Source organism: Sodalis sp. RH16 (genome assembly GCF_047324245.1).
Classification (GTDB): domain Bacteria; phylum Pseudomonadota; class Gammaproteobacteria; order Enterobacterales; family Enterobacteriaceae; genus Acerihabitans; species Acerihabitans ligni.
Map to the genome: position 1 here is coordinate 5586010 of NZ_CP178737.1, position 18468 is coordinate 5604477.

Below are 18468 nucleotides of genomic sequence, written 5' to 3' on the forward strand. Positions count from 1 at the left end.
TAGAATGTGTTGCCTTGTCCCCGAGGCCATCACGGGGACGACGATGGTTCAGCCGGGGTCATACCCCGGATGCACTTTCGACCCCATTATGGCGCAATCATGACCCGGTCCGGCAGCTTTATCAGGCTTTCGCCCGCCGTTATTCAACTTCCAGGGGAGAGAGATCCACCCGGACAATCCATCCCGCCGTATCCCCGTCCATCGCCGGGTAGCGTTCCAATACCAGCGGATCGTGACCCGGTATCACATGTTCCGCCGATGCCGCCAATCGGTTTACCGTGGCATACCCTTCCAGCATATCGCCAATGTGATACACCACCGGATAGGGACGCTGCTGTTCGATATTGGCGAAAAAATGCGCCGCGTCCGACGCCAGCACCACCCAGCCGCGTTCCGTATGCACCCGTACGATTTGCAATCCGTCCGAGTGGCCGCCGACCCGGTGCAGGGTCAGACCCGGCGCCAATTCGGCGTCGCCGTGATGAAACCGCACCCGTCCGGCGAAAAGCTTGTCCACCATGGCCTTCACATCCTCCACCGCGAAGGGATGGCGCAGTTCGCCGTGGCACATGCAGCGGCCGGTGCAAAAGGCCATTTCCCGCTCCTGTACATGGAACAAGGCGCCGGGAAACAGCAGATGATTGCCCGCGTGGTCATAATGCATATGGGTAATGATGACATCGGTTACCGTTTCGGTGTCTATCCCTACCCGGCGAACCCCTTCCCCCACCGGGTGGGTAATGGTGCGCCCCCGCCGATCGGCCATGGCGCCGTCAAAACCGGTATCAACGATATAGGTGTGGTCGCCGCCGATAATGGCCCAGACAAAATAGTCGATGGGCATCGGCCCGTCGTGCAGATCGCCGCCGATGAAATTTTCCCGGGCCAGACGATGGTGATGAGCATATTTAATAGCAAAAATACGGTAATTCTCAAGGGGCAAAGACATGGGCCATCTCCACTTTACTTATTGAATTCTCGCGATAAATACATTCATTCACCGTTGCCGGCGTACCGGATCCATTCGCCAACGCGGTTGCGAACCGGCGATGGGTAAACGTTATTGTCAGGTTAAAACTGGGTTACCAAAACGTTTTACATGAGATAAAACTATATTATCGTCATACAATCAGTCAAGAAGACAATGAGTGATGCAGTTCACAGATAATACAATCGGAAAAAATGGCGAGGCGGCAAAACCATTATTAAAAAAATCGGTCCAGCTATCATAAAAAAACAAACGAAACAAGAGTCATGATGTAAAAAGAAATACCCGCTTCGCAATTTTTCAACAGCGCAATAAATAAAAAAATCGATTTAACTCAAACACCTACTTTATTTCCATAGCAATAAAACACCGTTAATCGCAAGGCCGTATTTGCCAGAAAATTTAACAGGGCAATTATTTTATTTTTTTCTCCCTTACCCTACCCCAGTGAAATTAATCCCCTACCCATGATTTGCGCCAAGGAGAACAACATGCAACAAGAAGCGTTAGGTATGGTAGAGACCAAAGGGTTGACCGCGGCCATTGAAGCGGCGGATGCCATGGTCAAATCTGCCAACGTGGTACTGATTGGCTACGAGAAAATCGGCTCCGGCCTGGTGACGGTATTCGTGCGCGGCGATGTGGGTGCGGTAAAGGCAGCCACTGATGCCGGCTGCGCCTCGGCCCGCCAGATTGGCGATGTCATCGCCACCCATGTCATTCCGCGTCCGCACTCCGACGTTGAAAATCTGCTGCCGAAAGGCCTTAAAGCATGAACACCGACAACCTGGTGGAAAACATCATCGCCGAGGTACTCGGAAAAGTGGGTGAATTAAAAACCCCCGCCACGGCATCTCTGGAAAACAGCCCTCAAGCGGACCCTATCATGTCAGAAAAAATATGTACGTTAACGGAATTTGTCGGCACCGCCATTGGCGATTCCATCGGTCTGGTTATCGCCAACGTCGATAGCGCGCTGCTGGAAGCGATGCATCTGGAAAAAAAATACCGCTCCATCGGCATCCTTGGCGCCCGTACCGGCGCCGGCCCGCAGATTATGGCGGCGGATGAAGCGGTAAAAGCCACCAATACCGAAGTGGTGGCCATTGAACTCGCCCGCGATACCAAAGGCGGCGCCGGTCACGGCTCATTGGTGCTGTTCGGCGGCCAGGATGTATCGGACGTTAAACGGGCGGTGGAAGTGGCCCTTAACGAACTGGATCGCACCTTCGGCGATATTTATGCCAACGATGCCGGACATGTGGAACTGCAATATACCGCCCGCGCCAGCTATGCGTTGGAAAAAGCCTTCGGCGCACCGTTGGGCAGAGCCTGCGGCGTTATCGTCGGCGCCCCCGCCGCCATCGGGGTCCTGATGGCGGATACCGCTATCAAGGCGGCCAATGTCGATGTGGTGGCCTACAGCTCGCCGGCCAAGGGCACCAGTTTCACCAACGAAGTCATTCTTATCGTGTCCGGCGATTCCGGTGCGGTTCGCCAGGCTGTGCGCTCGGCACGGGAAGTCGGCCTGGTCTTGTTGGAAACCATGGGCGGCAAAGCGCCTTCAGCCACGACACCTTACATCTAACCTGCGTTGCTTGATGCGGAGAAAAACATAATGAGTCTTATATCACAGGGTTTTGGCGAACCGACCGCTAGAGTCAACGCGTTGCGGGAACAAATTCTTGACAGCACGCCCTGCATTGAAACCGATCGCGCCCGGCTCGTCACGGCGTCCTACCAAGAAACGGAAGCATTGCCTACCGTGATCCGCCGCGCCAAGGCGCTGGAAAAAATCCTGGCGGAGCTGCCGGTCACCATCCGCGACGGCGAGCTTATCGTCGGCAGCCTGACGGTGACGCCGCATTCCGCGCAGATTTATCCGGAATTTTCCAATATCTGGATCAAAGATGAATTTGAACGCCTGAATTTACGCAAAGGCGACCGGTTCACCATTTCCGAGCAGGCCAAGCAGGAATTAAACGAGGTTTTCCCTTACTGGCAGGGCAAAACCACCAACGAACTGGCCACTTCCTACATGCTGCCGGACACCCGTGAATGCATAGCGGAAAACGTTTTTACCGTCGGCAACTACTATTTCAACGGCGTCGGCCATGTTGCGGTGGATTACGCCAAGGTCCTGAACAAGGGCTATAAAGGCATTATCCAGGACGTGCTGGCCGCCATGGCCGCCGCGGATAAAACCTCCCCCGATTATCTTAAACAAGAGTCGTTTTACAAAGCGGTGCTCATCTCCTGTAACGCCGCGGTGAATTTTGCGCACCGTTACGCGGCTAAAGCCCGCGCCCTGGCAAATAGCGCCACGCCGGAACGGAAACAGGAATTGCTGAAGATCGCCCAGGTTTGCGAAACCGTGCCGGAAAACGGCGCCGGCAATTTTTATGAAGCCTGCCAGTCATTCTGGTTCGCCCATGCCATCATCCAGCTTGAATCCAACGGCCATTCCATTTCGCCGGCCCGTTTTGATCAGTATATGTTCCCGTTCCTGGAAAAGGATAAGACCCTGAGCGATGAACAGGCGCAGGAACTGCTGGATTGCTTGTGGGTGAAATTCAACGACGTCAATAAGGTGCGTGACGAGGGGTCCACCAAGGGTTTCGGCGGCTATCCGATGTTCCAGAACCTGATTGTCGGCGGCCAGACCCGCGGCGGGCAGGATGCCACCAACCGTTTATCGTTTATGGCCATGGCGGCCACCGCCCACGTGCGGCTGCATGAACCCTCGCTGTCGGTGCGCATGTGGTCGAAAACCCCTGATGATTTATTACTTAAATCCTGTGAAATCAGCCGCATGGGCATGGGCATCCCGGCCTATTACAACGACGAAGTCATTATCGCTTCTTTGATCAATCGCGGCCTGACCCTGGAAGATGCGCGGGAATACGGCATCATCGGCTGCGTGGAACCGCAAAAGCCGGGCAAAACCGAAGGCTGGCACGATGCCGCGTTTTACAATATGAGCAAGGTATTGGAAATCGCCCTCAATAACGGCCGCAGCGGCAACAAACAGCTCGGACCAAAAACCGGTGAACTGGATTCCTTCCACAGCATCGACGATATCATCGAGGCTTACCGCAAGCAGAACGAATTTTTTGTCTACCATCTGGCGATGGCGGACAACAGTGTGGATCTGGCCCACGCCGAACGCGCGCCGCTGCCGTTTCTTTCCAGCATGGTGGATGATTGCATCAGCCGGGGTAAAACCGTGCAGGAAGGCGGAGCGCACTATAACTTCACCGGTCCGCAAGGAGTGGGCGTCGCCAACGTCGGCGATTCTCTGATGGCCATCAAACGCCTGGTGTTCGACGAGGGCAAACTCTCCCTGGCCCATTTGAAAGAAGCGCTGGATGCCAATTTCGGCGTTCCGGTGGGATCGGTGGATGCGGCGCCGGCGGCGGCAGGGGGCGTGAAAAAAGACGCCGCCTACGATCTGGTGCTGGAAGCGGTGAAAAAAGTTCTGGGTGAAAACGGCGCGCTGGCCCTGTCGTCCCTTAACATCACTCCCCGTGAATCGGCCGCTGCCTCGAACGGCAACGGCGGCCTGACCGCGGTACGCCAGATGCTCATCAACAACGCGCCCAAATTCGGTAACGATATTGATGAAGTGGATATGCTGGCGCGCGTCGGCGCTGAAATTTATTGCCGCGAGGTTGAAAAATACACCAACCCCCGCGGCGGTATCTTCCATGCCGGGCTCTATCCGGTATCGGCCAACGTGGCGCTAGGGGAAACCGTCGGTGCGACGGCGGACGGACGCCTGGCCGGCCAACCGCTGCCGGACGGGGTCTCCCCCAGCCGCGGCATGGACACCAAGGGCCCCACCGCGGCGGCCAACTCGGTGGCGAAACTGGATCATTTCCTGGCTTCCAACGGCACGCTGTTCAATCAGAAATTCCATCCGGCGGCGCTGAAGGGCGATGAGGGTCTGCATCACCTGGCGGCGCTACTGCGCGGCTATTTCGATCAAAAAGGCATGCACGTCCAGTTCAACGTGGTTGACCGCGCCACGCTATTGGCCGCGCAGCAGGAGCCGGAAAAATACCGCGATCTGGTGGTGCGGGTCGCCGGCTACAGCGCGCAGTTCGTGTCGCTGGATAAAGGCGTTCAGGATGACATTATCCTGCGTACCGAACACGTCTTTTAATAGGGACCTTTTTAGCCGCGACGGAAATACGCCGCGGCCAAAAAAATCACCCGGCCCCAGCCCGGAAAATAGATGTCGAAGGACAGATGGCGGAATTAATTAAAGGTGATGACATGGCGGCAATTGATTCTGAACAAACTGGCACCGTGTTTAATATTCAGAAGTTCTCTTTACATGACGGACCGGGCATTCGGACCATCGTTTTTTTAAAAGGATGTTATCTGGCATGTAAATGGTGCAGTAATCCTGAATCGCAAAAAACCGAGCCGGAGATGTTCTATCATGAACGCAACTGTATTCATTGCGGGCGCTGTGTGGCCGCATGCCCTATCGGGGCGATAGATCCCAAACGTCCGGGCCTTATCGATCGTGAGGCATGCACCCATTGCGGCGCCTGCGCGCAAGCGTGCCCGGCGGGCGCTATGGTGCAGTCAGGTACAAAGATGACGGTGGCGCAAGTCATGGACGAACTGCGCAAGGACGAGACGCATTACCGCCGTTCCGGCGGCGGCATTACCCTGTCCGGCGGCGAAGCGCTGGCGCAGCCGGACTTTACCGAAGCGTTGCTGAAGGCGTGCAAGGCCAGGGGCTGGCACACGGCGATGGAATCCACCGGCATCGCTTCCCTGAAGGTGCTGGAACGGGTTATCCCCCTGCTGGATTTGCTGCTGCTGGATATCAAGACCTTTTACAGCGCCAGGCATGAAGAATTTACCGGTCATCCGAATGAAGTGATTTTACGCAACGCCCTGGCGATTTCCGGGCTGGCGAAAAATATTGCCGTCCGGGTACCGGTAATTCCGACATTTAATGATGACGAACAGAGTATCAGAGCCATTGCCACATTCGTCACGCATATGAAAAATGTCTCGCGATTGCATTTATTGCCTTATCACAATTACGGACAGAACAAATATTCCCTGCTCGGCAGGCAATACGGCTTGATTGGTATAAAGCCGCCTGAAGACAGCCGTCTTCAGAAATACAAAACTATTGTTGAATCATTGGGAATAGCCTGTGTTATCGGCGGTTAGCAATAAAAATAACGATGGACATTATTTCGAACAACTTATTTAGGATCCTACTATGAACGTATCCTTACCCTCATTAAAGCAACAATGTCTTGCCGAGTTTTTCGGAACCGGATTATTTTTGTTCATCGGAATCAGCTGCCTGGCGGCCATCCGGTTGGCCGGGGCCAGTTTCGGCCTGTGGGAAATCTGTATCGTATGGGGCCTGGGGGTCTCGCTGGGTGTTTATCTTACCGCCGGGATTTCCGGCGGCCATATCAACCCGGCGGTCACCATCGCCCTGTGGCTGTTCGGCAACTTTGAAGGCAAAAAGGTCCTGCCTTATATCCTGTCGCAAACCGCGGGCGCGTTTGGCGGCGCCCTGGTTGTCTATCTGCTGTATTACAATTTGTTCATTGACTTCGAAACCCTTCACCACATCCAGCGCGGCAGCATGGAGAGCCTGGCCCAGGCCGGTATTTTCAGCACCTATCCTCATCCGGCCATCAATCTGGTACAGGCGTTCGCCAGCGAAATGATCGGCACATTGACGCTGATGTGCCTGATTATGGCGTTGACCGACGACGGTAACGGCGTGCCGCGCGGCCCGCTGGCGCCGTTGCTGATTGGCATAACGGTTGCCCTGGTTGGGGTCGCCCAAGGCATGCTCACCGGTTTCGCCCTGAATCCGGCGCGGGATTTCGGCCCCAGGCTGTTTAGCATTTTGGCGGGCTGGGGCGTCAACGCGCTGACCGGCGGTCGCGAGGTTCCCTATTTTATTATTCCCATTGTCGCCCCGATTGTCGGCGCCTGTCTGGGCGCGGTGCTGTATCGCAGCCTGGTCAATAAGCCGCTGCCCGGCAAAACAAAAGATAAGAAAAATCTCCCTGAACGCGCGTCATAACCGCGATGCCGCGGACGGGGAATGGATACTTAATCAAAAGCAAAGCATTTCTGGAGATACCAATAAATGAATAATGCACTTGGCATGATTGAAACCTATGGCCTGATCGGCGCCATCGTCGGCGCGGATGCCATGGTCAAATCGGCGAACGTCCAGCTGGTGGGCTACGAGAAAATCGGCTCCGGTCTGGTTACCGTTATGGTGCGCGGCGATGTCGGCGCGGTAAAAGCGGCGGTGGAAGCCGGGTCGGTGGCGGCGACCAGCGTGGGTGAAGTGAAATCCACCCATGTAATACCTCGCCCCCACAACGATGTGGAAGTCCTGTTACCCGTTTACCAGACCTTGGTGACTGAGTAAATCACTCAACCTGGATAAGGGGGACCACGTGCAACATTCTCTCGGCTTAATCGAAGTCACGGGTTTGTCGTTGGCGATAACCGTCGCCGACGCGATGGCTAAAACCGCATCGGTGGGATTGCTCGGGGTGGAGCGGACCATCGGATCCGGTTGGATGCTGGTGAAAATCCATGGCGATGTCGCGTCGGTGCGCACGGCGCTGTCCGCCGGCGAGGAAATGGCGCGGAGTTGTTCGGGTTTTGTCGCCTGCACCACCATCGCCCGTCCGGCCACAGGCACGAGCGAAATCATTTCGGCGTCGCTGCGTCAAGACAACGGCATCAAGGAGGACGTTGCCGGCGACAGCGCTGACGCCGAAACCCCGGATGCCGATGGCGATGCGGCGCCGGCTCCCGCCGGGTCAACAGGCGTCGAAGACAGCCCGGCGGCCGTCGCCGCTGAAACCACGGCGCCCTCTGGCGATGGGGCTTCGGCTCCGGCCGGGGCGATAGCTATCGGGGAAAATCCGCAGGCTGCCGCCGTTGAAACGGTTTTGGTTTCCTCTGCCGAACGGCCGGAATTCACCGACACGCTGACCAGAACGGTCAGTACGGTGCAGGCATCCGCCGGCGTATTGCCGGCCACCTGCAAAATCTGCGGCGATCCGTTATGCGGCAGACAAAAAGGGGAACCCCGCAGTAAATGCATTCATTATCAAAAAACGGTATTGAGGTAGAGCAAATGGATAACGATCAGATTACGTTGCTGACCGGCCAGGTTATTGCACAAATGCGGCAACGGGCCATCCCTCTGGGGATATCCAACCGGCACGTCCATTTATCGGCAATGGATTATCAACGTTTATTTCCCGGACAGCCGCTGACGGTTAAAAAAGCGCTGGGACAGCCGGGCCAGTTTGCCGCGGAACAGACCGTTACGCTGAAAGGTCTCAAGGGCCAGCTCAAAAATGTTCGCCTGCTGGGACCGCTGCGCGGCCAATCGCAAATCGAAATATCACGCACCGATGCGCGCCTGCTGGGGATCACGGCGCCGCTGCGTTTGTCAGGCGATGTGGCCGGCTCCGCCGGCATCACCCTGGTCAGCGATTACGCTGAAATATCCCTGGCGGAAGGCGTGATCATCGCCCAACGGCATATTCATATGTCGCGCCTTGATGCGGCGATATTTGGCGTAAAGCAGGGAGAAATTGTCAATGTCGAGATTAAAGGTACCGACCGCCCATTGATTTTTGGCGGTGTATGCATTCGGGTCGGCGACGATATGCGTCTGGAACTGCATATTGATACCGACGAAGCGAATGCGGCGGATATCGGTGAAGGCAAGCCGACGGCGAGGCTCCTCCTCACGCAGTTTTAATGGATGGAGGAGGACCTATGCTTGAATTGATTGTCGCCCGGGTTATCGCATTGCTGCACGAACGGGAAAATAAAACCTATACGGCAAATATGCCCGAGTTGTCCGCCGGATTAACAAAAACAGTTTATTTGCATCATGCGCAATTGTCTTTGTTATTACCGGATCTGGCCTTTATTCAAAGCCTGGTGGCATATGATTCCGGCAATCCGGCTGTGGCGACCCTTTTGGAAGCATGGGCCTATGGCGTGCGTTTACGGCTGATGGTGCACCGGCAGTTATTAACCGCTCTGCCGCTTCGGGAATTATGCCGTTTGCCGGTATCCGTGGTGGATCATCTGGAGATACCGGTGCATATGGCGGCCGGCGGCAGCATCAGTTATGCCAATGTGGTTTTATTCCATGACTGCTGGCTGTTAATAGAAAGAGAAACTTTTATAACTCCCCTGGCGCGGGATGTTATGGAAAATCAGAATATTAAACTGATACGGCGGGAATAACGCGATGCAATTGGCAAAAGTAATAGGCTCGGTGGTGTCAACGCAAAAATCCGCATCACTGCTCGGCAAAAAGCTGATGGTGATTACCTGGGTGAACCTGGATGGTTCCGGACCGGCCCAGAACGAGAAACTGGAAGAGATTGCCGTGGATTCGGTAGGGGCCGGCGTGGGTGAATTAGTCCTGGTTACCCGCGGTTCCTCGGCCAGAAAAATTTTTCCGGAGCCGAACCAGGCCATCGATTTGGCGATTGTCGGCATTATCGACACCATCGACAGATTTTAGTATCGGGCCATAGCCCGATGAGGGATTGAATCATGCCGGACAATGATATCGCGGCCCTTATCAAAGAGCATCGCGTATTGCTGGAATATGCCATCAAAGAGGTTATTGCTCAATTCCAGGCGCAGGAAACCCAGGGTGAACACAGGGATGCCGGCAGCGCGCATCCTGTTTATCTCCCGGGAACATTAACCGGAGGAATCGATATTAACGACGGTTCCGTTAAACAAAGTTTGTCTATTGCAAAAGAGGCTGCAGGCAGCCTCAATCAGGGAGTTAAACATGAACAGCACTGAACTGGAGAACATGATTCGCGCCATTCTCGCCGATAACCTGAATGGTGCCGTGGGATCCAAAGCCACGCCAAATGCCATATTCCACCAGGTTGAAGATGCTATCATCGCCGGTTATGGCGCCTACCGGCAATATATGGCCGAAGCCCTGGCGCTACGGACCAAAATCATTACGGCCTTGAGAGAAGAACTGGCACCGTTGATTAGCGAAATGTCCGAACGCGCCGCCGACGAAACCGGCATGGGTAACGCACTGGATAAAATAGCCAAAAACACCGCGGCGCTGGCCAACACCCCGGGCATTGAAGATTTAACCACCCGCGCCCTCACCGGCGACGGCGGCATGGTATTGTTCGAACTGTCGCCGTTCGGCCTTATCGGCGCCATCGCCCCCATCACCAACCCCACCGAAACCATTATCAACAATACCATCAGCATGCTGGCCGCCGGCAACGCGGTCTATTTCAGCCCCCATCCCGGCGCGAAGAATGTCTCCCTGTGGCTGATAGAAAAAATCGAAGGGATTATCTACCGCGCCAGCGGTATCCACAACCTGGTGACCACGGTGGCCAATCCCACCTTTGACGCCACCCGGGAAATGATGGCGCATCCGCGCATTGCGCTGCTGGCCGTCACCGGCGGCCCGGCCATCGTGGACATGGCGATGAAAACCGGCAAAAAAGTCATCGGCGCCGGTCCCGGCAACCCACCGGTGCTGGTGGACGAAACCGCCTGCCCGATTAAAGCGGCCAAGGATATCGTCGACGGGGCGGCCTTTGACCACAACGTACTGTGTATCGCGGAAAAAAGCGTGATAGTGGTCGACAGCATTGCCGACCGCCTGGTGGACAATATGCAAAAAAACGGTGCGTTGCTGGTGAGTTCCGTCGCCGACGTGGCCAAGTTGCGGCAGGTGGCGATAACTGAAAAAGGTGAAGCCAATAAAAAACTGGTGGGCAAAAGCCCGGCGGTGATTTTACAGGCGGCCGGACTGAGCGCGCCTTTCGCGCCGCGGCTGATTATCGTTGAAGTCGGAAAAGATGACCCGCTGGTGCTGGTGGAACAGTTGATGCCGGTATTGCCCATTGTGCGGGTCAAAGATTTCGATGAGGGTCTGGCATTGGCGCTGGTGGTGGAAAACGACCTGCATCACACCGCCATCATGCATTCGCAAAATGTCAGCCGGCTGAATCGCGCGGCCAAAACCATGCAGACATCGATCTTCGTTAAAAACGGCCCCTCTTATGCCGGTTTGGGTATCGGCGCCGAGGGATTCACCACTTTCACCATTGCCACACCCACCGGCGAGGGGACAACCTCCCCGCGGACTTTTGCCCGCAAACGTCGCTGTGTGCTGACCAATGGGTTTTCCATTCGTTAGGGATCAAGAGGCGAATCATGGCTATTTTTACGGTAAAGACCCGGATTTACAGCGGTGCCGATAGCTTGTCCTGGTTGCAGACCCTCCATGATAAAAAGGTTTGGATAGTCTGCGACGGCTTTTTGGCCGGCAGTGAAAATCTGAAAATGATTACCGATAACATCGGTGCGGATAACGAAACCGCGCTGTTTACCGATATCATTCCGGATCCACCGATCGCGACGGTGGTGGCCGGTATTACCGAGATGGGCAAAGTCCAGCCGCAGGTGGTGATCGGCTTCGGCGGCGGCTCGGCGCTGGATTCCGCCAAAGGGATTATTTTTTTCGGCCGCAAACTGGGCATAGCGATAGAAACCTTTATCGCGATTCCCACCACCAGCGGCACCGGTTCCGAAGTGACCAGCGCCTGTGTGATAAGCGATCCGCTCACCAAGGTTAAATACCCGCTGTTCGATGACAGTATCTATCCCGATATCGCCATACTGGAACCGCGGCTGGTGATGAGCGTACCGCCGGCGGTCACGGCGAATACCGGTCTGGACGTGCTGACCCATGCGCTGGAAGCCTATGTCGCCGTCGGCGCCACCGACTTTACCGATGCCCTGGCCGAAAAAGCGGTACAAATGGTGCTGCTTTATCTGGGAAAAGCCTATCAAAACGGCCATCAGCAGGAAGCCCGGGATAAAATGCACAATGCCTCCACCCTGGCGGGCATGGCGTTCAGCCAGGCGGGACTTGGGTTAAACCACGCCATCGCCCATCAATTGGGCGGGCAATTACATATTCCACACGGTTTGGCCAATGCCCTGCTGCTATGTCATGTGATCCGCTTCAACAGCCGGGATAAAACCGCCCGGGCCAAGTATGCCCGGTTAAGCAAGCTCTGCGGGCTGGCCAATTTCCAGTCAACGGATGATTACTGCGTGGCTAACCTTATAAACCATCTGCGCAATCTCATGCTGCAGTTCAACATCGCCGGGACCTTGAGTTCGCTGAATATCGAACGTCCCCGCGTTCTTGAGGTGATAGACGCCATGTCGACGGCGGCATTGCATGACGTGACGCTGGCAAGCAACCCGTTGCCGGCCAGTGTCGCCGATATCAGGGGGATTATTCACGGTATCATTTGAACCACCTCGCCATTGATTGGGCAATCGGTCAATGGCGCCTATAAGAAACGCAAAAGATGACTATGTTATGCATCACTATAAGACATATCGTTCGCCTGATAAGATATCGTGACATTATCTTATGTGGGGGCCTTGGCGCGGCCGAAAGTTTTTCCTCGGATATTACCCTAGATCAATTTTATGCTTGAGAAGGAAATAAAAAAAAGACAATTCATTAAGGCATATCAATTTACCGAAATATCACATTACATCAACATTTTTACTATTAATGAAATTATTGTTCAAATTAGCAAGAGTCGGTAAAGTGTGATTTCACTCTAATTTACAGAGCGATACAGGAGAGTATAATGTTAGAGGAATGACGCCCATTGTAGACAAAAAATAGGTTGTCTTATAGGTTAGGATGACTCATAAGATATTTTGATTTATTACCATTAGCAATAACGGGTTAAAATATGCGACCATCCAAAGATATTATCGATAAGATCTCGTATGATTTTGCCTATGCCACCGGTTTGGGTTCAGTTGTGGTCGATCTTAACGGCAAGGAAATCCCACCATGGTATAATTTTACCTCCTTTTGCCAGCATGTGAGAAAAAACGCCGCCTTTTATCCTTATTGTCAGCAATGCGATCGCAGTGGCGGTCTTGAAAGTTCAAAACTCAAACAAGTCAATTGCTATCGCTGTCATGCCGGATTAGTGGATTTTTCCATCCCCATTGTCATCAACGACAGTTTGGTGGGTTTTCTGGCCTGCGGTCAGGCGCGGGTAACGGATGAATCGCCCATCCCCAATATCCTGCGCGATAATAATGATATGCGCAAAGAATCGCGTCTGTTTGATCTTTATCATGAGGTTCCGGTGATGAATCTGATGAAGATCAGGGCCGCTGCGCAATTATTGAACGTTATCGTTGAAAATTATCTGTGCAAGCAATACGACGTACGTATTATCAAAAGTATTGATCCGGACGATGATACCGAGACCTATATCGGCACCTCTGACCTTCATCGGGCAAAAATTGAAAAAATCGTCAATTATATAAATCAGAATTTCTCCGACAATCTTAATCTTGAACAAATGGCGAACATGGCCAATCTTAGCCAGTTTTATTTTTCCCGTTTGTTTAAACGTATGCTTGGCGTGGGATTCAATTCTTATTTAAATAATAAAAGGATGAATGAGGCGCGTTATTTGCTTGAAAAAACGGAGTGGAGCATCGATAAAATCGCCAGGAATGTCGGCTTTTGCGACAGTCCCTACTTTGCCCGCTCCTTCAAGAAAAGCTTTGGCCTGTCGCCAAAGGTGTTCCGGCAAACCAGCGCCGGCCAGATTATGATCCAGAACAGTTACACCCCCTCGCCTTCTCTCTGAAAAGATAAAGGTGTGCTCTCAGGTTATGGGTAAACCGCTACAGAACAGGCAGTGCCATCTGCTATAGTTTCGGGAATCGGTCATGAATTCAGCCCAACTTGAGAAGACGTATTATGTCAATGAGCTTTCGCTCCCTTTATCAGCATGGTTTCGCCCGCGTAGCAGCCTGTACCGTTCCCTGCGCGCTGGCGGAACCCTCAAAAAATGTCCGCACCATTGTCGAGACGGCCGTCCGTCTCGACGCCGAGGGCGTCGCGCTGGGCATCTTTCCCGAATTATGCTTGTCCGGCTACTCCATAGAGGATTTGTTGCTGCAGGATACCCTGCTTGACGCGGTGGAACGCGGCATCGGCGAACTGCTGGACGCCACCGCCGCGCTCCAGACGGTGCTGGTGGTGGGCGCGCCGCTGCGTTATGCCGGGCGCATCTATAATACCGCCCTGGTGCTGCACCGGGGCCGGTTGCTGGGGGTAGTGCCGAAATCCTACCTGCCCACCTACCGGGAGTTTTACGAAAGTCGCCAGTGCGCCGCCGGCGACCAGACCAAAGGGACTATCCGCTTGGCGCGGCAGGATGTGCCTTTTGGCCCCGACCTACTGTTCGCGGCGGAGGATTTGCCGGGTTTTGTGCTGCATGTGGAAATTTGCGAAGACTTCTGGGTGCCGATTCCCCCCAGCGCCGAAGCCGCGCTGGCCGGCGCCACCGTCCTGGCCAACCTGTCCGGCAGCCCCATCACCATCGGCCGCGCGGATACGCGCAAGCTGCTGTGCCGTTCCCAGTCCATGCGCTGCCTGGCCGCCTATCTGTATGCCGCGGCGGGTTTGGGTGAATCCACCACCGAAGTGGCCTGGGACGGCCAGTGCGTCATTTACGAAAACGGCGAACTGATGGCACAAACGGAACGTTTCGCCTTGGAAAGCCAATGGGCCATGGCCGATATCGATCTCGACCTGCTGCGCCAGGAACGCCTGCGCATGGGGACCTTTGACGATAACCGGCGGACCCATGAGGCACGGACCGGCGCGTTCAGGCATATCGCCTTTACCCTGGCGCCCCGTGACGAAGATCTGGGTTTGACGCGTTCGGTGGAACGTTTTCCCTTTGTCCCGGCCGATAAGGAACGGCTGGCCCAGGATTGCTACGAAGCCTATAACATCCAGGTGGCGGCGCTGGTGCAGCGAGCGCTGGCCACCGGTATCAAGCGCCTGGTTATCGGCGTCTCCGGCGGGCTGGATTCCACCCAGGCGCTGATTGTCATCGCCAAGGCGGCGGACCGCATGAACCTGCCGCGGGAAAATATCATTGCCTGCACCCTGCCGGGGTTCGGCACCAGCGATGAAACCTGGCAAAACGCCCTGAGCCTGATTACCTCCCTGGGGGCCACCCACCGCGAAATAGATATCCGGCCCGCCGCCTTGCGCATGCTGGAGGATATCGGCCACCCCTACGCGCGGGGAGAAAAGGTCTATGACGTCACCTTCGAAAACGTCCAGGCGGGGCTGCGCACCGATTACCTGTTCCGCCTGGCCAACCATGAAAACGGCATGGTGGTGGGCACCGGCGATTTATCCGAGATGGCCCTGGGCTGGTGCACCTATGGCGTGGGCGATCAGATGTCCCATTATCATGTGAATGCCGGCGTGCCGAAAACCCTGATCCAGCATCTGATTCGCTGGGTAATCTCCTCCCGCCAGTTTGAGGAGCCGGTATCGAACACCCTCGAGGCCATTCTGGGAACGGAAATATCCCCGGAGCTGGTGCCCGCCGACGATGCCGGCGCGATACAGAGCACCGAGTCCCTTATCGGCCCCTACAACCTGCAGGACTTCAACCTGTTCTATACCCTGCGCTACGGCTTCCGGCCGTCAAAGATAGCCTTCCTGGCGCTCCACGCCTGGGAAGACGCGGCGGCGGGCGCCTGGCCTCCGGGTTATCCGCAGGAGAAACGCCACGGTTATCCGCTGCCGGAAATACGCCGCTGGCTGCGGGTCTTCCTGTATCGCTTCTTCACCACCAGCCAGTTCAAACGTTCCGCTTCGCCAAACGGCCCCAAGGTCACCGCGGGCGGCAGTTTATCGCCGCGCGGCGACTGGCGCGCTCCGTCCGACGGCAACGCCCGCATCTGGATCGAGGAGCTGGAAACCAACGTGCCGGAAAGCTAAGCGCCGCGGCCGGATGCTGATTAATACCCCGCCGGGCAATACCGGCGGGCTGGATTTTTGCCATAAAACCGTCATGCTTTTGTTATAAAACCGTCACCCCCCCACTCTATCTTTTGATGTCCTGACTGGAAGAAACGACCTATCCGGCGGACGGCTGGCGAACAGCGTCGGCCATGGGCGGAGGACACGATGAATTCACTACTGACCGCCGAGCAGTGGCAGGCGCTGGGAGAGGTCGGCACGTTTTACCACCGGCCCGCCTTTGCCGAAACCGCCTCCTCCGGCAGGGTACGCTTTGGCTTGATTGCCGATCCGCAATATGCCGACGCCGATCCCGATATGCGCCATGGGCGTTATTACCGCCACAGCTTGCGCAAGCTCGCCGCCGCCATCGCCGACCTCAACGATACGCCGCTGGATTTTGTCGTCACCCTCGGCGACCTGGTGGATAGGGCATGGTCCAGCTATGGGGATCTCCTGCCCCTGTATGGCCGCTTGCGGCATCCCCATGTGACGGTGATGGGCAACCATGACGCGGATACCGTTTCCCATTATTTAGCCGGCCGGCAACCGCCGCTGGGGCTGCCGAAACACTATTTCCATTTCCTGGTGAACGGTTATCGCTTTGTGGTAATCGACGGCAACGACATCAGCCTGTATTGCAATCAGGCCAACGGCGACGACCTGCCGGAGGCGCAGCGGATGCTGGCCCAGCTCACCGCCGACGGCAAACCCCAGGCGCAAAGCTGGAACGGCGCGCTGGGCAAGGCGCAATTATACTGGCTGGAAAAAACCCTGCAGGCAGCCCAAGCCCGTCAGGAAACGGTGATTGTGCTCGGGCACTATCCCCTTGCTCCGGTCAACAGCCATAATCTCTGGAACGATGAAATAGTAGCGGCGCTGCTGTGTCGCTACGGCGTGCGGGCCTATTTCGGCGGACATCAGCACGGCGGCGGTTACCAGCGCATTGAGGGCACCGATTTCATCACGCTCAAAGGCATGGTTGACGGCGAGGAGCAGACGCCTTACGCCATCGTCGAACTCCGGGGTTCGGCACTCACCCTTCATGGCCGCGGTCCCGAGATCGGCCGGGAACTCTGAAGCGACCGCATCCGCGCCATGACCGTCCGTCACGGGCGGTCCATTTGATTAGAGCTCCCCACAGGCTTTCCTCTGGTTAAATCCTCTCCAGACGAGTAATGTTAAAACATTATGGGATAATTATTACAGGACCTACCTACGGGTTCTGTCTTGTTCAAATTCGGGCTGGAGAAAAAATAGACATGACCGAGCAAAAAGCGACCCTTACACTTAACGAACACAAAGCAGTGGTACTTGATTTCAACGCCGGCACGGGGGGACCGGCGGCGCTGGATATCCAACCGTTGGGCGTCGAAGAATTATTTACCTACGATCCCGGATTTACCCATACCGCCGGCTGCGAATCCGCCATTACCTTTATCGACCCCCGCAACAGCGTGCTGCTGCACCGGGGGTTTCCGGTGGATCAGCTGGCAAGCCAGTGCTCCTTCCTGGAAGTCTGCTATATCCTGCTGCACGGCGAGGCGCCGTCCCCCGCGGAGTTCGCTACGTTCACCGATACCATTACCCGACACACCATGATCCATCAGCAAATGAGCCGCATGCTCAGCGGCTTTCGCCGCGACTCCCATCCCATGGCGCTGATGTGCGCGGTGGTGGGCGCGCTGGCGGCGTTTTATCACGATCAGCTGGACGTGGGCAACCCGGAACACCGTGAACTGGCGGCGGTCAGGCTGCTGTCCAAAATGCCTACCGTGGCGGCAATGTGCTATAAATATTCCATTGAACAGCCCGCGGTCTACCCGAATAATTCACTTTCCTATACCGGTAATTTCCTGCATATGCTGTTCGCCATCCCGGCGGAAAAGTCAGAAGTGAACCCGGTGCTGGAGCGCGCCATGAACCGCATCCTGATCCTGCATGCGGATCACGGACAGTGCCCCTCCACCACCGCGGTCAGAACCGCCGGCTCTTCAGGGGCGAACCCTTTCGCCTGCATAGCCGCCGGCCTGGCGTCATTGTGGGGCCCCCTGCACGGCGGGGCCAATGAAGCCTGCATGCGCATGCTCGAAGAGATCAGCACGGTGGATCGCATTCCGGCCTTCATCAGCCGCGCCAAAGATCGCCACGACTCCTTCCGTCTGATGGGGTTCGGCAATTCGGTTTATCATCATTTCGACCCGCGCGCCGCTATTTTACGTAAAACCTGCCACGAGGTCCTGGCGGAGCTGGGCATGGAAGACAACCTGCTGCAGGTGGCCATTGAGCTTGAGCATATCGCCATGACCGATGCCTATTTCCTTGAGAACAAACTGTACCCCAGCGCGGATTTCTACACGGCGCTTATCCTGAAAGCCATGGGATTGCCCCCCTCCATGTTTACGGTGATCTCCGCGGTGGGCCGCACCATCGGCTGGATTGCCCACTGGAGCGAAATGCACGGCCAGCGGCCGCAGATCTACCGGCCGCGCCAGGTGTACACCGGCAAAGCCCGCCGGGATTATACCTCGCAACTCTAGCCATCGGA

General features: G+C 55.7%; 18 protein-coding genes. 17 read left to right on the forward strand and 1 reads right to left on the reverse strand.

Features of this window, described 5'->3' with window-relative positions:
- Window positions 1–139 precede the first annotated feature (139 nt).
- Window positions 140–949, reverse strand: coding sequence for an N-acyl homoserine lactonase family protein (locus ACL2XJ_RS25640; RefSeq protein WP_132927613.1), 810 nt, complete (start codon window positions 947–949; stop codon window positions 140–142).
- Window positions 950–1479: 530 nt separating this feature from the next.
- Between ACL2XJ_RS25640 and pduA the strand changes: the two genes are divergently transcribed.
- From pduA to ACL2XJ_RS25725, 17 genes are all read left to right on the forward strand, one after another.
- Window positions 1480–1764 (forward strand): propanediol utilization microcompartment protein PduA, encoded by a 285-nt coding sequence (pduA, locus tag ACL2XJ_RS25645; protein WP_132927612.1) that lies wholly within the window; start codon window positions 1480–1482, stop codon window positions 1762–1764.
- Entirely contained in the window at window positions 1761–2576 is an 816-nt protein-coding gene (gene pduB / locus ACL2XJ_RS25650; RefSeq protein WP_132927611.1) for a propanediol utilization microcompartment protein PduB, read from the forward strand. Before pduA ends, pduB begins: the two co-directional genes overlap by 4 nt.
- A gap of 30 nt (window positions 2577–2606) precedes the next feature.
- Window positions 2607–5153 carry a glycyl radical protein gene (locus tag ACL2XJ_RS25655; RefSeq protein ID WP_413724980.1) on the forward strand — a complete coding sequence of 849 codons (2547 nt, stop codon included), beginning with the start codon at window positions 2607–2609 and terminating at the stop codon, window positions 5151–5153.
- 113 nt (window positions 5154–5266) lie between these two features.
- The gene (locus ACL2XJ_RS25660; protein ID WP_413724981.1) at window positions 5267–6187 is read left to right on the forward strand and encodes a glycyl-radical enzyme activating protein; all 921 of its coding nucleotides are present in this window, start codon (window positions 5267–5269) and stop codon (window positions 6185–6187) included.
- A gap of 52 nt (window positions 6188–6239) precedes the next feature.
- A complete protein-coding gene (locus ACL2XJ_RS25665) occupies window positions 6240–7067 on the forward strand; it encodes an MIP/aquaporin family protein (RefSeq protein WP_413724982.1) in 828 nt (275 codons plus the stop codon).
- A gap of 66 nt (window positions 7068–7133) precedes the next feature.
- Window positions 7134–7424: a BMC domain-containing protein gene (locus tag ACL2XJ_RS25670; RefSeq protein ID WP_132927607.1), complete on the forward strand. Its 291-nt coding sequence runs from the start codon at window positions 7134–7136 to the stop codon at window positions 7422–7424.
- Between the two features lie 28 nt (window positions 7425–7452).
- On the forward strand, window positions 7453–8139 hold the full coding sequence (locus ACL2XJ_RS25675) for a BMC domain-containing protein (protein WP_413724984.1): 687 nt from the start codon (window positions 7453–7455) through the stop codon (window positions 8137–8139).
- Window positions 8140–8144: 5 nt separating this feature from the next.
- Complete coding sequence (locus ACL2XJ_RS25680; protein ID WP_413724985.1) at window positions 8145–8780, forward strand: phosphate propanoyltransferase; 636 nt, start codon at window positions 8145–8147, stop codon at window positions 8778–8780.
- Between the two features lie 17 nt (window positions 8781–8797).
- On the forward strand, window positions 8798–9277 hold the full coding sequence (gene pduM, locus ACL2XJ_RS25685; RefSeq protein ID WP_132927605.1) for a microcompartment protein PduM: 480 nt from the start codon (window positions 8798–8800) through the stop codon (window positions 9275–9277).
- 4 nt (window positions 9278–9281) lie between these two features.
- The gene (locus ACL2XJ_RS25690) at window positions 9282–9560 is read left to right on the forward strand and encodes a EutN/CcmL family microcompartment protein (RefSeq protein WP_132927604.1); all 279 of its coding nucleotides are present in this window, start codon (window positions 9282–9284) and stop codon (window positions 9558–9560) included.
- A gap of 32 nt (window positions 9561–9592) precedes the next feature.
- Window positions 9593–9853: a hypothetical protein gene (locus ACL2XJ_RS25695; RefSeq protein ID WP_132927603.1), complete on the forward strand. Its 261-nt coding sequence runs from the start codon at window positions 9593–9595 to the stop codon at window positions 9851–9853.
- On the forward strand, window positions 9840–11231 hold the full coding sequence (locus tag ACL2XJ_RS25700) for an aldehyde dehydrogenase family protein (protein WP_413724986.1): 1392 nt from the start codon (window positions 9840–9842) through the stop codon (window positions 11229–11231). The genes ACL2XJ_RS25695 and ACL2XJ_RS25700 overlap by 14 nt, the downstream gene beginning before the upstream one ends.
- Window positions 11232–11248: 17 nt before the next feature.
- A complete protein-coding gene (locus ACL2XJ_RS25705) occupies window positions 11249–12361 on the forward strand; it encodes a 1-propanol dehydrogenase PduQ (RefSeq protein ID WP_413724987.1) in 1113 nt (370 codons plus the stop codon).
- Between the two features lie 455 nt (window positions 12362–12816).
- The gene (locus ACL2XJ_RS25710; protein ID WP_413724988.1) at window positions 12817–13737 is read left to right on the forward strand and encodes a PocR ligand-binding domain-containing protein; all 921 of its coding nucleotides are present in this window, start codon (window positions 12817–12819) and stop codon (window positions 13735–13737) included.
- 113 nt (window positions 13738–13850) lie between these two features.
- Entirely contained in the window at window positions 13851–15899 is a 2049-nt protein-coding gene (locus tag ACL2XJ_RS25715; RefSeq protein WP_413724989.1) for an NAD(+) synthase, read from the forward strand.
- Between the two features lie 189 nt (window positions 15900–16088).
- The gene (locus tag ACL2XJ_RS25720) at window positions 16089–17000 is read left to right on the forward strand and encodes a metallophosphoesterase (RefSeq protein WP_413724990.1); all 912 of its coding nucleotides are present in this window, start codon (window positions 16089–16091) and stop codon (window positions 16998–17000) included.
- Window positions 17001–17182: 182 nt separating this feature from the next.
- Window positions 17183–18460: a citrate synthase gene (locus ACL2XJ_RS25725; RefSeq protein ID WP_413724991.1), complete on the forward strand. Its 1278-nt coding sequence runs from the start codon at window positions 17183–17185 to the stop codon at window positions 18458–18460.
- Window positions 18461–18468 lie beyond the last annotated feature (8 nt).